Origin of the sequence: Streptomyces sp. NPDC006332, assembly GCF_040612855.1 — a bacterium.
Taxonomy (GTDB): Bacteria; Actinomycetota; Actinomycetes; order Streptomycetales; family Streptomycetaceae; genus Streptomyces.
On record NZ_JBEXRA010000052.1, the window covers coordinates 1 to 13503 of the forward strand.

The following is a 13503-nucleotide window of genomic DNA, read 5'->3' on the forward strand; positions in this document are numbered from 1 at the left end:
GGGCGTCGACGCGGAGCGTCGGCAACCGACGACAACGCGGCAGATGTGCGTGCCAGACCCCGCGTCTGCGGCGTGATCCAAACGACAGGCCCTAGGACTGGGACCGCCCAGGTGGGCGCCCAGGTGGGCGCCCACCTGGGCGCGAAACAGGCGGGACTTCGCGGTGGTGGTCCGGTCAAGGCAGGATCTCGACGTAGCCGTCGGTTCCGTGCACGCGGATCCGCTGACCGTCGCGGATCAGCCGGGTGGCCTGCTCCACGCCCACGACGGCCGGCAGTCCGTACTCCCGGGCGATCACCGCGCCATGGGTCATCAGGCCGCCCACCTCCGTCACCAGGCCCGCGATCCCGACGAACAGCGGCGACCAGCTGGGGTCCGTGAAGGTCGTGACCAGGATGTCGCCCGCTTCGAGAACGGCGTCCGACATGTCGAGGATGACGCGGGCCCTCCCCTCGATGGTCCCGGCGGAGACCGGTAGGCCGACCAGCGCCCCGGCCGGCGCGTCGTCGCGCCGGTACGCACCGGAGACGGCCTCGCCGTCCGACGTGAGGACCCGGGGCGGGGTGAGCGCCTGGTACGACCGGAACGCGTCCTTGCGCTGCTGGATGAGCAGGTTGTCCACCTGGTTCGAGCGCACGGCGTCGTGGAATTCCTGGAACGTGAGGTAGTAGACGTCCTCCCGGTCAGGAAGCACACCTGCCCGCACGAGGCGCTCGGCCTCCTTGAGCAGGGCCCGCTTGTAGACGAAGTAGCGGCTGACGATGCCGTACTTCGGATACTCCCGGTACCCGATGAAGGTCCTGACCCGGTCGATCATCCGCTTGGCCTCGTCGGCTTTCCGGTCCCCGTCCGGCAGGTCCCGCAAGCGGGACAGCACATCCTGTTCCTTCTGCCGCGCCCGCTGCAGCCCCTGTTCGAAGTGCCGCTCGGCGGCGCCCGGTTCGAAGTTCCTGACGTTGTCGAGGATCACCGGCACGAGCGTGGCGGGGCGCTCGCGCCAACGGGGCCTGGTGATGTCGATCTCGGCGACGCAGCGCATGCCGTACCGGTCGAGGTAGGCCTCGATCGCGTCGCGCGCCTCGGTCCCGCCCGCGCGCTTCGTCAGCTCGTCCAGGAAGGTGTCGTCGTCCGCGTCCTCGACGTCCTGAAGGAACGTCACCACCTCCGGATGCGGGCGGATCACGTCCGCGACGTCGAGCAGCGCGAGGCCCATCTCCGACGTGACGTTGTCCGGGGCGGACAGCGTCAGCGTGTCAGCGGCGTTCTTCTCGCCCAGCCACTCCCGCAGCGTGTCGTTGAGCCACCAGGTGGCCTCCATCCCCGCCATGATCACCTGCATGCTCAGCGGATCACCGAGGACGCGCTTGTGCTCCTGGAAGGCCTCCAGCAGGAAGTCGAACAGCGCCGGTCCGCTCTTCGTGCCGATGTCGCGCTCCAGGGCGGCGATGGACGACCTGCTGCGCTCGATCAGTTCGGTGACGATGGCCGGATCGGTCTCGATCGGGGCGGGCGCGCCACCGGTCGGCGGCCTGCCGGGAGCCGCGTCCGGGGGTGCCGCGTCCGGGAGCGACGGGACGAAACCGTCGTGGTCGAGGACGGTCTCCAGCGCGTCCCTGACCAGCGGATCGCCCCTCCCCACCAGGTCCAGGAGAGCGGCGCGGCTCGCGGGTGCGGCCAGGCGCCGGGTGACGTCGACGAACAGCCGCCCGCCTGCCTCGTGCATCGGCGCCATCGCCGTCAGCTGCCACATGGACAGCCCCAGAGGCTTCATGGGGTCGGTCATCATCTGCTGATGACCGACGGAGACATAGACGTGGTTCTCCTCGTCGCCGGTCTCCGGGACGGGGAACAGTGTCGTGATCGGCCGGCTCTGCACGATCTGGAAGTCATCGTCGACCAGGCACCATTCGATGTCCTGCGGACGGCCGAAGTGCGTTTCGATCCGCCGCCCGAGCCGCACCAGCCGCACCACCTGCGCATCCGTCAGCGCCGGCTGCTCCTGCCGCCGCGAGTCGATCGCCACTTCCCGCGTACCGCCGGTCGGCGAGGCGAGCACGGCACGCTGTTTGGCGGCGATCGACCTGGCGACGACCTCACCGTCCCGCACCGTGAAGACGTCCGGGTTGACCACGCCGGAGACCAGGGCCTCGCCGAGGCCGAAGCCGGCGTCCACGGTGGCGACCTTCCGGTTGCCCGTGACGGGGTCGGCCGTGAACAGGATGCCGGCCGCGTCGGGGAAGGCCATCTGCTGCACGACCACGGCCATGTGGACCGTACGGTGGTCGATGCCGTTGCGCCTCCGGTAGATCACGGCCCGCTCGGTGAACAGCGAGGCCCAGCACCGGCTGACGTGCTGGAGGACCGCCGTGGGACCCACGACGTTCAGGTACGTGTCCTGCTGGCCGGCGAAGGAGGCCGTCGGCAGGTCCTCCGCCGTCGCGCTGGAGCGGACCGCGTAGGCGGCCTGCTCGCCGAACCGGGCGAGCGCTTGGGTGATCGCCGACGCGAGATCGTCCGGGACGGCGACGTCTTCGATGGTCCGGCGAATCCGCGCGCTGAGCGTGCGGATCGCCTCCTGGTCGTCCGGGTCCACGCGCGACAGCTGATCGATCAGCTCGTCGATCGAGGGTGCTTGCGCCATGACCCGGCGGAAGGCGTCAGTCGTCACGCAGAAGCCACCCGGCACCCGGACGCCTTCGATCCGCGACAGCCCGCCCAGGTGCGCGCCCTTGCCGCCGACGACCGCGACCCGCGTCTCGTCGACCGCTTGAAGATCCACCACGTACTGCTCGGTCATCGCGACACCTCCGAGACGGTCGTGTCCCGCCGCACCGCGACGGCCGGTCGGATCAGCGTCGGTAACATGCGCACGTCGTGCCCCATTTCCGCAGGTTGTGGCCTCGGCCGACGATTCTGCGGCACCACCCGGGTCTTGTGGCAAGCCCCCCGGTGCGCTATACGTTGAGAGAGGCAAGGAGAGGCAGATCTCCTTGCCTTTGTCTTTGTCCGTGCGCTGTCTCTTGCCGGGGCGTCACCTCGCCCTGTGGCCGGTGACCTTGGCGATCCAGGTGATGAAGTCGCCCGGGTCGGTGTTGGCGCCGTGGCCCTCGTCCCAGTAGTAGTGGTGGCTGACGTCGTCGCCGAGGCCCGCCGCGGCTGCGGCCAGGTTCGCGGAGACCGTCAGCGAGGTGTCGGAGTCCTTCGTGCCGAGGCGGATCCACCAGTGCCGGGAGCGGTTCGGGTTCTTGCGAGCCAGGTGGAACATCGGGTTCATCAGGTTGAGCTTCTCGGGGATGTCGCTCGCGACCCGCTTGGAGCCGAGGCCCGTGGTGTCGTTCCGGGCGCCGTACGCCGTGAAGTGCCGCGCCCCGGTCGTGCCCGCGCCGAACAGGTTGTTCTCGCCGGTCGACAGGTCGAAGGCGTCGAATGACGGAACGTCCTTCTTCCGGGCGCCGACGTGGGCGAGGAAGCCGTCCCACGTGAAGGTCGCCCTGCCGCCGGACCAGGAGATGAACGGGTTGGCGGCGAGGTAGGTCTCCCGGTCGGTGTCCGACAGCGCCGCGAGGTACCGGGTGGCGGACGGCTGCAGGTACTGCTCGACCAGGTACGTGTCGTAGGTGCGGGCGGTCAGCGGACCGAAGCCGCGCAGGCCCTTCAGCTTGAGACCGGCCTGGTACTCGGCGAACTGCGCGACCAGTTCCCTGGAGACGGACTGGTCGACCTTCTCGCCCGTCTTCAGCGGGTTGCCGCCCCAGTTCCACTCGTAGGCGCTGTCGGCGTGCTCCAGGTCGGTGATCGGGCACCAGGCGCCGGTCGCGAAGATCGCGTCCGAGGCGTCGGCCGCGCCGATCTCCTTCAGGAGGCTGTCGTAGAGCTTGCTGTCGCCTGAGGCGCCGAGCAGCGCGGACACCGCACCGCCCGCGCTGGTGCCCACGGAGACGATCCGGTCGGTGTCGCCGGGGATACGGCCCTTGTTGAAGCGGATGTACCGCACGGCGGCCTTGAGGTCGACGATCACGGCGGGGGCCACACCGTAGTACTCGCCGGCGGAGTTCTTGAGCGTACGGCCGCGGGCGCCGGGCTCGACGACGACGTACCCGGCGCCCAGGGCCAGGTACTGGTTGGTGTTCATGGCGCCGCCGTTGGCGTTGGTGTTCCCGTTGGCGCCCGGGGCGGAGGCGCTGGGCGCGGGGCCGGTCGAGGAGCCGCCGCCGGGAACCCCGCCCGTGCCGCCCCCGCCGACCGGGGCGCCGGACGCGCCGATCCCGGTGGCCTCGGTGACCGTGGACGGCATGTATCCACCGACGGTGTTGGCGAGCAGGATCGGGGCGTCGGAGGCGTCCACCGCCACGCCGTCGATCTCGACCGGCACGCTGACGTTCAGGCTCTGGTACTTCTCGTCGACCGGCTTGGCGACGTAGGTGATCGCCTTCCAGAAGTGGTACTTGACGGTGTGGTCGTCGCCGTCGGTGTCCGTGACGGTCGTCGTCAGCTCCGTGTAGCCGTCGGGGTCGAAGACCAGCGAGTCCGAGGTGGACGACGTGCCCGACGCCGCGTCGGAGGCCCGCGCGTTCACCGCGATGCCGCCCACCGCCGCGACACCGGCTCCGGCGCCGATGCCCAAGACGACCGACCTGCGCGTGACTGACCTGTGCTTCACGGTGCGACTCCCTCACTGTTTCGGTTGGCGTGGTGAGGAACGTAGCCGGAGTGCGAACAAAATTGCCAACAATCCTGGGGCATTCATGGCGGACCCACAGCTTCATGGCGGGCGCACAGCGTTTCCTCGTCGGGGCGCACGGGGTTCCCGGAACCAGGCATCTGACGTACCGTCAGATTCATGGACACGATCTGGCTCACCGGGGCGCAGTGGCTGGCCGTCCTGCGCATAGGGCTCGGGCTGTGGTGGCTGGAGAGCTGGCGGCACAAGGACAAGAGCACCTGGTTCGAGGGCGGCGGGATCACCTGGGCGGCCGACATCGCCGCCAAGCACCGGTGGACGGCGGTGCGCAGCGGCTTCGGCGTGGTGGTCACCCCACGCCCGAGGACGATGGCGTACGTCGTCGCCTACGCCGAACTCGCCCTGGGACTAGGGCTGATCCTCGGATTCCTGACCCCGATCGCCCTGGTCGGCGGTCTGCTGCTCAACGTCCTCTACTTCACCCTCATGATCCACGACTGGGCCGAGCAGGGGCAGAACTCGATGATGGCCCTCATCTCCCTGGTCGGCCTGTTCGGGATGTCGTGGCAGGACTGGTCCCTGGACGCAGCCCTGGGGTTGTTCCAGTGAGCGCCGCGGTTCCGCGTCAGGGCCCGCCCGGGAGCGCCGCCGGTCAGCGGTACGACATGCCCGAGCCGGACGCCTTCACCCGCGCCTACTGGGACGCGGCCGCGGAGGGCCGGCTGCTGCTGCGGCGCTGCGGGGCGTGCGGCCGGGCCCACCACTACCCGCGCGAGTTCTGCCCGCACTGCTGGAGCGAGGACGTCGTCTGGGAGCCCGCGAGCGGCCGGGCCGCGCTCTACACCTGGTCCGTCGTCCACCGCAACGACCTGCCCCCCTTCGGCGGGCGCACCCCGTACGTCGCCGCCGTCGTCGACCTCGCCGAGGGCCCGCGGATGATGACGGAGGTCGTGGAGTGCCCGCACGGGGACCTTCGGGCCGGGATGGAGCTGGAGGTCGCCTTCAGGGACGGGGCCGGTGTCCATGGTCGGGCCGCTCTCCAGGACGGGGTGGGCGTCGGTTGCCAGGACGGGACGCCGGTCGTGCCGGTATTCCGGCCGCGTGGGTGACGCCGACCGGCTTCAATGGCCTGCATGGCCCACCTCGACGACCAACAGAACGCCCACCCGCACCCGTACCCCGCCTCTGGCCCCGCCCCCTTCTCCGTCCCCCTCCGCATCCCTTTCCCCTTCCCCGAGTTGCTCGGGCACGGACTGCGTCTGCGCGCCTGGGACCCGGACTCCGAGGCCGACGTCGACAACTGGCTGCGCGGCTGCGTCGATCCGGACTTCCGGCGCTGGAACACGCCGATCACGCCGATCACCGACGCCGACAGCGCACGCGGGTCACTGCGCTCCAAGGCCGCCCAGGCGGCGGACGGCACCTCGGCGTCGTACCGCGTGACGGACGCCGACACCGGTACCACCCTCGGGCACGTCGGCGTCAACGCCATCCACCCCGACCTGCGCTACGCCCGCGTGGGCTACTGGGTGCTGCCCGAGGCACGCGGCCGTGGGGTCGCCACCCGTGCCCTGGCCCTCGCCGTCCGCTGGGCCCACACCGAGCTCGGCCTGCACCGCCTCGAACTCGACCACGCCCTCGGCCACGAGGCCTCCTGCCGGATAGCCGAGCGGTGCGGATTCCGGTACGAGGGGACGCTGCGGGGCGCCATGTTCGAGGCGGGCCGCCATGACGCGTTCCGGGACATGCACCTGCACGCACGCCTGGCGACGGACCCGATGCCGAAGGTGGCGCCGGAGCCGGAGGCGTCGTAGGCGGGGAGAAACCCAACCAGGCGGACACGCAACCCGGCGGAAAATCACGGGCGTTACCGGCTCCGACGCGTGACCATGGGGCATGCGCCCCGAACACTGGCACCGCACCGAAGACCTCGACCGTTTCCTCGACCGCGCCGGAGACTTCCTGCGCTCCCGGCCCGCCGCGCACACCGTCATGCTGTCGGTGACCGAGGCGGTGCGCAGACGTGGACCCGGGGCGTACGGCGACGAACCTCCCGTCTACGGCACCCTGGAGCGCGACGGCGTCGTGCGGGCGGCCTACCTCCAGACCCCGCCGTACCCGCTCCAGGTCACCGCGCTGACCACCGAGGGGGCCGACTCGCTCGCCGCCCACCTGGCCGGACTCGGGCACCTGGTCCCCGGCGTCGGTGGGGAGCGTGAGACCGCCGCCGCCTTCGCCACGGCCTGGCAGGACCGTACGGGCGCCACCGTCTCTCTCCGTGAGCGCCAACGGCTGTACCGCCTGGACACGTTGACCGTTCCCGAGCCTGCTCCGGCGGGCCGGGCGCGCATCGCCACCGCGTCGGACCAGCCCCAACTCGCCAAGTGGTACGACGAGTTCATGGAGGCCGTGGGCGAGCCCGGCATCGACGCGGGTTCCTGGGCCGACGCCCGCATCGCCTACGGCGGCGCGACCTTCTGGGAGACCCCGGACGGCACCCCCGTCGCCATGGCCGGGGTGACCCCGCGGATCGCCGGTCAGGTCCGGGTCGCGCCCGTCTACACCCCGGCCGAGCTGCGCGGCCAGGGATACGCCGGTGCCGTCACCGCCGAGGTCAGCCGGGCGGCGCGGGACGCGGGCGCGGACGAGGTGCTGCTCTTCACCGACCTGGCGAACCCGACCAGCAACGCGCTGTACCAACGGATCGGGTACCGGCCGGTCAGTGACTTCGCGGTGTACGACGTCGCGGTGGGGGAGTCGGCGGCGGGGGACTCGGTGGCGGGCGGCTCGGTGCGGTAGCCGCCGGTAGTGGCGCGTTCAGGGCCACAGCAGTTGCCGGGTCCAGTCGCCCTCCCCGTCCTGCCCCGGCTCCCGCCGGTACGCCAGCCGTACGTGCTGCCGTCGCTCGTCCCCCTGGAAGAACTCCACCTCGCGGGGCCGGAGGCGGTACAGCGTCCACGAGGTCACCGGGGCCTCCGGCTCGCGCTGCGCCCGCTCCCAGGCGTCCCGCGAGGTGCGCGCCAGCTCGTCGAGGGACGTCAGGGGCTCGCTCTGCCGTCCGGTCAGGGCGGCCGCCAGCGCGCCGGTGGAGCGGGCGTGCAGGTCCGCCTGACCCTCCTTCGACGGGGCGGCGGTGACGGGCCCACGGACCCGCACCTGACGGCCCAGGACCGGCCAGTAGAAGGCGAGGGCGGCGTGCGGGCGGGCCGTCAGCTGGGCGCCCTTGCGGCTGGTGGCGTGGGTCGCGAAGGACCAGCCGTCCGCGTCGGCGCCGTGCAGCATGACGATCCGCACGTCCGGCCGGCCCTCCTCGTCCGCCGTCGCGAGGGACATGGTGTGCGGCTCGGTCTGGCCCGCCGCGACCACCTCCGCGAACCAGTCGGCGAAGAGGTCGAGGGGGTCGTCGGGGGTGGTGCCCGGGTCGAAGAAGGGCAGCGCGGTGACCTCCGGGTCCCACACCCGCAGTGACCTCAGCAGCTCGTGCAGATCCGTTCTCATGCCCCGATTGTCACGCGCGCCCCGCGCCCCGCGCACCGCGTCAGACCGCACGCAGGCCGCCCGCACGCAGGCCGCCCGCATTCAATCTCCTCGCGCTCAGACCGTCCCCAGGTCCGACGACACCCAGCGCTCGGGCCGCATCCGGATCACGACCTGCTCGCCGTGCTCCTTCCACGCGGTGTCCACGTACCCGTCCACCTTCTCGGCCGGGAGGTAGCGCGCGGAGATCTCCCGGAGCTGCTCGATGGTGGCGGGGGTTGTGGCGAGGACCGGCCCCTCGACGGAGACGTACCGGATGGTGGGCTCCAGCCGGTCGACCATCAGGGTGAACCGGCCCGCCGTGCTGATCAGTTCGTTCTTACGGGACTCCCGCCCCGTCATGATCCACACCGTGCCGTCGGACTCGTACTGGTACCAGATCGGCACGGTCAGCGGAGCGCGCCCCGCTCCGGCGTCGATCGCGAGTGCGGCGATGTGCGGCTCGGCCAGGAACTCTGCACGTTCTTCGCGGGTCAGGGCCATGGGTGGGTCTCCTCCGTGAGTTCGGGCGTGGACCGGCATGGACGGCAGCTGCGCCGACAACTGCGTCACCCTGTGGTGGACAAGGTGCCGCGCCGACTGCCGCACCACAACGCCGGCCCCGAGCCCCCTGTTCCCGCGCCGCTCAGCCTCTCCCCAGCACGACCGTCCCCGACGAGCAGAACCAGCCACCCGTTCCCGAAGCCACCCCCAGCCGCGGCAACCGCCCACCCGCACCACGCACTTGACGGTCACCGCCCTCCCCCCGCAGCTGCCGCACTGCCTCCACCAGCAGGAACAGCCCCCGCATCCCCGGGTGTTGGGACGACAGTCCGCCGCCGTCGGTGTTCACCGGCAGCTCCCCGCCCTCGACCCGCAGCCGGCCCTTCTCCACGAAGGCCCCGCCCTCGCCCTTCGCGCAGAAGCCGAGGTCCTCCAGGGTCACCAGGGTCATGTACGTGAACGCGTCGTAGATCTCCGCGAAGTCGATCTCCGCGGGCCGCACCCCGGCCCGCTCGAAGGCGAGCCGTCCGCTCACCGCCGCCGGGGACACGGTGAAGTCGGGCCACTCGGACATCGTGGAGTGTGAGAGGTGCTCTCCGGTGCCGAGGACCCACACCGGCGCGGTGCGGCAGTCGGCCACGTACTCCGCCGCCGCCAGCAGCACCGCCGCCCCGCCGTCGGAGCGCAGACAGCAGTGCAGCTTGGTGAAGGGGTCCGCGATCATCGGGCCGGACAGGACGTCGTCCACCGTGATCGGATCGCGGAACATCGCCTCGGGGTTCAGGGCGGCGTTGGCCCGCGCCTGTACCGCGACCTCCGCCAACTGCTCGATGGTGGTGCCGTGTTCCAGCATGTGGCGCCGGGCCGCCATCGCGTACTTGGCGATCAGCGTGTGGCCGTAGGGCACCTCGAACTGGAGCGGGCCGCGCGCGCCGAAGGCGAGGTCACCGGTCCGGCGGCCCGCCCGGATGTCCGCGCGTGCGGTGGAACCGTAGGCAAGGAGTACCGCGTTCGCGTGGCCTGCGGCGATCGCGTCCGCCGCGTGGCCCGCCATCACCTCCCAGGTCGAGCCGCCGACGGAGGTGGAGTCGACCCAGGTGGGACGCAGGCCCAGGTACTCGGCGACCTCGACCGGGGCCAGGACGCCAGTGCCCGCCGAGGCGAAGCCGTCGACGACCGAGCGGTCCAGTCCCGCGTCGGCGAGGGCGCGGCGGGCGGCCTGGGCGTGCAGGGCGTACGGGGTCGCGTCGTCCACGCGGCCGCAGTCGGAGAGGGAGACGCCGACGATCGCGACCTTCCGGGAACGCGTCATGAATCTGCTCGGCATGAATCTGCTCGGCATGAATCTGCTCGCATGAATCTGACGGTACATCAGATCTGGTGCGGGGCGGCAGGTGTCGTGGGGCTGGGCATCCCGTCCGCGTCGCCCTAATATGACGCACCGTCAGATATGGAGAAGGGCCCCCATGGACACCGACTTCACCGCCGAGCAGGACCAGATCCGCCGCACCCTGCGCGCACTGCTGCAAGGCCGCTGCGGACCGGCCGAGGTGCGGGCCGCCGTGGACACCCCGGCCGGACACGATCCCGCCCTGTGGGCCGCCCTCGCCGAACAGCTCGGCCTGCCCGGGCTCGCGCTCCCCGACACCTACGGCGGCGTCGGCTGCTCGGTGACCGAACTCGCCCTCGCCTGCGAGGAGACCGGCCGCTTCCTCGCCCCCTCCCCGCTGCTTGCCACCGCCGGGCTCGCCGTACCCCTGCTGCTGGCCCTGGGCACCGAGGCCCAGCGCACCGCGCTGCTGCCACGCATCGCCTCCGGCGCGCTCACCGCCGCGCTCGCGGTACCCGGCACCTGCCTCGCCACCGCCCTCGCGCTGACCGGCGACAACGGGGGCGGGTGGGCCGGCGGTGGACGCGCGGGCGGGGTGCAGGCCCGGCAGGCCGACGCGGGGTGGCGGCTGTACGGGCAGGTCGACCAGGTCCTCGACGGCCACCACGCGGGGCTGCTCCTGGTCGCCGCCCACGCCGGCGGTTTCGCCCGGTCGCGGACCCTGCTCTTCCTGGTGTCCGGGGACGCCGACGGGCTGGTACGGGTGCGGCAGACCGCGCTGGACGCGACCCGGCCGCAGGCGCGGCTGCAACTGCGCGATGTCCGGGCCGAGCTGCTGGGCGACGGGAGCGACGGGAGCGACGGGAGCGCGGACGTGTCCGCCGCGCTCGCCCGGGCCGGTGACACGGTGGCTGCCCTGGTCGCCTGTGAGGCGGTCGGGGCCGCCGATCAGATGCTGTCGAGGACCGTGGAGTACGTCCGGCAGCGCGAGCAGTTCGGGCGGCCGGTCGGCTCCTTCCAGGCGGTGCAGCACCGCCTCGCCGACGTGTACGTCCAGACGCAGGCGGCGCGCTCGGCGGCGTACTACGCGGCCTGGGCCACCGCCCAGGGGGAACGGAGGGTCGCGGGGCTGGCCCTCGGGCAGGCTCTGGAGGCACTGCGCGGCGCCGCCGCCGAGGGGATCCAGCTGCACGGCGGCATCGGTTTCACCTGGGAGCACGAGGCGCACCTGTACTTCAAGCGCGCCTCGGGCGACGAGCTGCTGTTCGGACCGGCGCACAGGCTGCGGGCGCATGCCGCCGAGGCGGCCCAGCTCTTCACGGGACGGGAGGTACGGGTGTGATCGGTGTCCGAATGATCCAGAAGGTGTCGTCGACGCCGGGATTCGCCAAGGTGGCCCCCCATGTGGTGCCCGCCCTGGACCGGGCCGTGCACCGGCTCACCCGGGGCCGGGTGCTGCTCAGCGCCCGGATGCTGCCGGGCGTGGTCCTGACCTCGACCGGAGCTCGGACCGGGCTGGCCCGGCGGACCCCGCTCGCCTGCATGCCGGAGCGGGACGGGGCGAGCTGGATCCTGGTCGGCTCCAACTTCGGACGCGCCGGCCATCCCGCCTGGACGGCCAACCTGCTCGCCCATCCCGACGCCATGGTCAGCTGGAAGGGGCGGGACGTTCCCGTCCGGGCCCTGCTGCTTGAGGGCGGGGAGCGGACGGCCGCGTGGGAGGCGGTGGTGGCCTTCTGGCCGCCGTACGCCACATACCAGGAGCGGGTGGAGCGGGAGATCCGGCTCTTCAGGGTCGAGAGGGTCACCGGGGGATGACCCGGGCAGCGCGACGGGCGGCAGCCCACCTGGGTGAGCTGCCGCCCGCGTGACAGGACTTGGGGCCGCACCAAGGACGTCGCCGCTGACGTCGTCGGTGTCGGCGGGGGTTACTTCGTGGGCTTCCTGCCGGTCACACCCAGGTGCACCAACAGGGCCAGGTTCGGCTTGAGTTCGGCCTGCTTCACTCCCCAGGTCTGGAATCCCTTCTGGTGCGAGGCGACGGCCGCGAGCATCGCGACGAGCGAACCGGCGACGGCCGCCGGGTTCACGTCCTTGTCGACCCTGCCCTTGGACTGCAGTTCCGCGACCGCGTCCGAGAGGGAGTTGTTGACCGAGTTGAGGATCTTCATCCGGAGTTTGTAGAACCGTTTGTCTCCCTCGGCGGCACCGAGATCGACGACTCTGAGGATCGCGTCGTTGCGGCGCCAGAAATCCAGGAACCCGTCCACGAGTTCCTGCGCGGTCTGCCAGCCGGCCTTGCCGACCCAGGAGCGGCCGGCGACCAGATCGGTCAACTCGGCGCCCTCGGCGGCCATTTGCTCCGCGATCTCCAGGACGGCGCCCTCGACGTCCGGGAAGTACTGGTAGAAGGTCGCGGGCGAAGTGCCCGCCTTCCGGGCGACATCGATGACTTTGACGTCCCGGTACGGGGAGGAGCTGAGCATCTCGCTGAGGCAGTCGAGCAGCTTCTGTCGGGTCGCCTGCCCACGCCGGCCGGCCACCCGGCCGTCGACGGTACGCACTTGTCCTGTCATGACGTCAGCTTACCGAGGGGTGATGGGAGCGCGATTCGGCCGACTGCAAATGGGGTGCGCGGGGGCCTGGAGGCAGCTGTTCCTGGTCTGCGGCGTGCGGCAGTCGCCGCTACTTTGGCGACATGGCCGAAAACAGGGCATCGGGGTACGGAGAGGACGTCTACGGCGAGGGCGTCCCCTGCTGGGTGGACGCGCAGCTTCCGGACGTCGAGGCGGGCAAGCGGTTCTACGGGGAGCTCTTCGGATGGACCTTTCAGGACCCGCCGCAGGCGTACGGGGGCGCCGTATGGGCCCGCAGCTGGGGCGCGCCCGTCGCCGCGCTCGCCCGCAAGACCGACGGCCGCCTGCCGAGCGTGTGGACGGTGTACTTCGCCACCCCGGACATCGAGGGCCTCGCCGACCGGGTCTGGGCGGCCGGCGGGCAGGTCGTCACCGCGCCCGTCCCGGTCGGTGAGCTGGGCACGGCGGCGCTGGTCACCGACCCGGAGGGGGCCGTGTTCGGCCTCTGGCAGCCGGGCACCCACCCCGGCTTCGGCCGGCGCCACGAGCCGGGCACCTTCGCCTGGGCCGAGCTGTACGCCCGGGACACCGAGTCCGCCGACGCCTTCTACGGCGGCCTCTTCCAGGACGCCCTCTTCGGGCCGGAGGCCCACCCCGACTTCGGCCGGGCCCTGGTCGCCGCCGTCTTCGCGTCCGAGATGCCGCCGCACTTCCTCGTCCACTTCGCGGTGGCGGACTGTGAACAGGTGCTCGAGGCGGTGAAGCGGCTCGGCGGGCGGGTCCAGGCTCCGCCCTTTGAGACGTCGTACGGAAAAGTGGCCGTCGTCACGGACAATCAAGGAGCGTCCTTCGCGGTCCTGGAGCGCTAGGGGGGTACTGGGCGGCTACGGGCGGCT

At 71.7% G+C, this 13503-nt stretch carries 13 protein-coding genes; 7 read left to right on the forward strand and 6 right to left on the reverse strand.

Translation table 11 applies throughout. The annotated features are described in order from the left end of the window. Positions 1-175: 175 nt before the first annotated feature. Both rph and ABZ027_RS34175 read right to left on the reverse strand, forming a co-directional pair. Positions 176-2797 carry a rifamycin-inactivating phosphotransferase gene (rph, locus tag ABZ027_RS34170; RefSeq protein ID WP_356775215.1) on the reverse strand — a complete coding sequence of 874 codons (2622 nt, stop codon included), beginning with the start codon at positions 2795-2797 and terminating at the stop codon, positions 176-178. Between the two features lie 234 nt (positions 2798-3031). After that, on the reverse strand, positions 3032-4660 hold the full coding sequence (locus ABZ027_RS34175) for a subtype B tannase (RefSeq protein ID WP_356775217.1): 1629 nt from the start codon (positions 4658-4660) through the stop codon (positions 3032-3034). A gap of 180 nt (positions 4661-4840) precedes the next feature. Here ABZ027_RS34175 and ABZ027_RS34180 point away from each other — a divergent pair, with 180 nt between their 5' ends. From ABZ027_RS34180 to ABZ027_RS34195, 4 genes are all read left to right on the forward strand, one after another. Next, positions 4841-5290 carry a DoxX family protein gene (locus tag ABZ027_RS34180; RefSeq protein ID WP_356775219.1) on the forward strand — a complete coding sequence of 150 codons (450 nt, stop codon included), beginning with the start codon at positions 4841-4843 and terminating at the stop codon, positions 5288-5290. Between the two features lie 56 nt (positions 5291-5346). Beyond that, a complete protein-coding gene (locus ABZ027_RS34185) occupies positions 5347-5790 on the forward strand; it encodes a Zn-ribbon domain-containing OB-fold protein (protein WP_356775320.1) in 444 nt (147 codons plus the stop codon). Positions 5791-5814: 24 nt separating this feature from the next. Continuing rightward, a complete protein-coding gene (locus ABZ027_RS34190) occupies positions 5815-6495 on the forward strand; it encodes a GNAT family N-acetyltransferase (RefSeq protein ID WP_356775221.1) in 681 nt (226 codons plus the stop codon). Positions 6496-6577: 82 nt separating this feature from the next. Continuing rightward, positions 6578-7480 carry a GNAT family N-acetyltransferase gene (locus ABZ027_RS34195; RefSeq protein ID WP_356775223.1) on the forward strand — a complete coding sequence of 301 codons (903 nt, stop codon included), beginning with the start codon at positions 6578-6580 and terminating at the stop codon, positions 7478-7480. A gap of 18 nt (positions 7481-7498) precedes the next feature. On the opposite strand, the gene ABZ027_RS34200 is transcribed toward ABZ027_RS34195, so the two are convergent. From ABZ027_RS34200 to ABZ027_RS34210, 3 genes are all read right to left on the reverse strand, one after another. After that, the gene (locus tag ABZ027_RS34200; RefSeq protein ID WP_356775225.1) at positions 7499-8179 is read right to left on the reverse strand and encodes a pyridoxal 5'-phosphate synthase; all 681 of its coding nucleotides are present in this window, start codon (positions 8177-8179) and stop codon (positions 7499-7501) included. A 96-nt stretch (positions 8180-8275) separates the two neighbouring features. Further along, positions 8276-8701, reverse strand: a complete 426-nt coding sequence (locus ABZ027_RS34205; RefSeq protein ID WP_356775227.1) for a pyridoxamine 5'-phosphate oxidase family protein — start codon at positions 8699-8701, stop codon at positions 8276-8278. A gap of 142 nt (positions 8702-8843) precedes the next feature. Beyond that, positions 8844-10013 (reverse strand): acetyl-CoA acetyltransferase, encoded by a 1170-nt coding sequence (locus ABZ027_RS34210; RefSeq protein ID WP_356775229.1) that lies wholly within the window; start codon positions 10011-10013, stop codon positions 8844-8846. A gap of 154 nt (positions 10014-10167) precedes the next feature. Between ABZ027_RS34210 and ABZ027_RS34215 the strand changes: the two genes are divergently transcribed. Further along, positions 10168-11373, forward strand: coding sequence for an acyl-CoA dehydrogenase family protein (locus ABZ027_RS34215; RefSeq protein WP_356775231.1), 1206 nt, complete (start codon positions 10168-10170; stop codon positions 11371-11373). Beyond that, a complete protein-coding gene (locus tag ABZ027_RS34220) occupies positions 11370-11849 on the forward strand; it encodes a nitroreductase/quinone reductase family protein (protein WP_356775233.1) in 480 nt (159 codons plus the stop codon). The genes ABZ027_RS34215 and ABZ027_RS34220 overlap by 4 nt, the downstream gene beginning before the upstream one ends. A 110-nt stretch (positions 11850-11959) precedes the next feature. Here the strand turns inward: ABZ027_RS34220 and ABZ027_RS34225 are convergent, their stop codons facing one another. After that, on the reverse strand, positions 11960-12595 hold the full coding sequence (locus ABZ027_RS34225; protein ID WP_356775322.1) for a TetR family transcriptional regulator: 636 nt from the start codon (positions 12593-12595) through the stop codon (positions 11960-11962). A gap of 134 nt (positions 12596-12729) precedes the next feature. Here ABZ027_RS34225 and ABZ027_RS34230 point away from each other — a divergent pair, with 134 nt between their 5' ends. Then, positions 12730-13476 carry a VOC family protein gene (locus ABZ027_RS34230; protein ID WP_356775236.1) on the forward strand — a complete coding sequence of 249 codons (747 nt, stop codon included), beginning with the start codon at positions 12730-12732 and terminating at the stop codon, positions 13474-13476. Positions 13477-13503: the final 27 nt, after the last annotated feature.

What these genes read in the sequence shown, in the direction of transcription:
- ABZ027_RS34210 (WP_356775229.1), bottom strand. Translation starts at nt 10,013, where the DNA reads ATGACGCGTTCCCGGAAGGTCGCGATCGTCGGCGTCTCCCTCTCCGAC.
- ABZ027_RS34205 (WP_356775227.1), bottom strand. Translation starts at nt 8,701, where the DNA reads ATGGCCCTGACCCGCGAAGAACGTGCAGAGTTCCTGGCCGAGCCGCAC.
- ABZ027_RS34200 (WP_356775225.1), bottom strand. Translation starts at nt 8,179, where the DNA reads ATGAGAACGGATCTGCACGAGCTGCTGAGGTCACTGCGGGTGTGGGAC.
- ABZ027_RS34190 (WP_356775221.1), top strand. Translation starts at nt 5,815, where the DNA reads ATGGCCCACCTCGACGACCAACAGAACGCCCACCCGCACCCGTACCCC.
- ABZ027_RS34215 (WP_356775231.1), top strand. Translation starts at nt 10,168, where the DNA reads ATGGACACCGACTTCACCGCCGAGCAGGACCAGATCCGCCGCACCCTG.
- rph (WP_356775215.1), bottom strand. Translation starts at nt 2,797, where the DNA reads ATGACCGAGCAGTACGTGGTGGATCTTCAAGCGGTCGACGAGACGCGG.
- ABZ027_RS34185 (WP_356775320.1), top strand. Translation starts at nt 5,347, where the DNA reads ATGCCCGAGCCGGACGCCTTCACCCGCGCCTACTGGGACGCGGCCGCG.
- ABZ027_RS34180 (WP_356775219.1), top strand. Translation starts at nt 4,841, where the DNA reads ATGGACACGATCTGGCTCACCGGGGCGCAGTGGCTGGCCGTCCTGCGC.
- ABZ027_RS34195 (WP_356775223.1), top strand. Translation starts at nt 6,578, where the DNA reads ATGCGCCCCGAACACTGGCACCGCACCGAAGACCTCGACCGTTTCCTC.
- ABZ027_RS34230 (WP_356775236.1), top strand. Translation starts at nt 12,730, where the DNA reads ATGGCCGAAAACAGGGCATCGGGGTACGGAGAGGACGTCTACGGCGAG.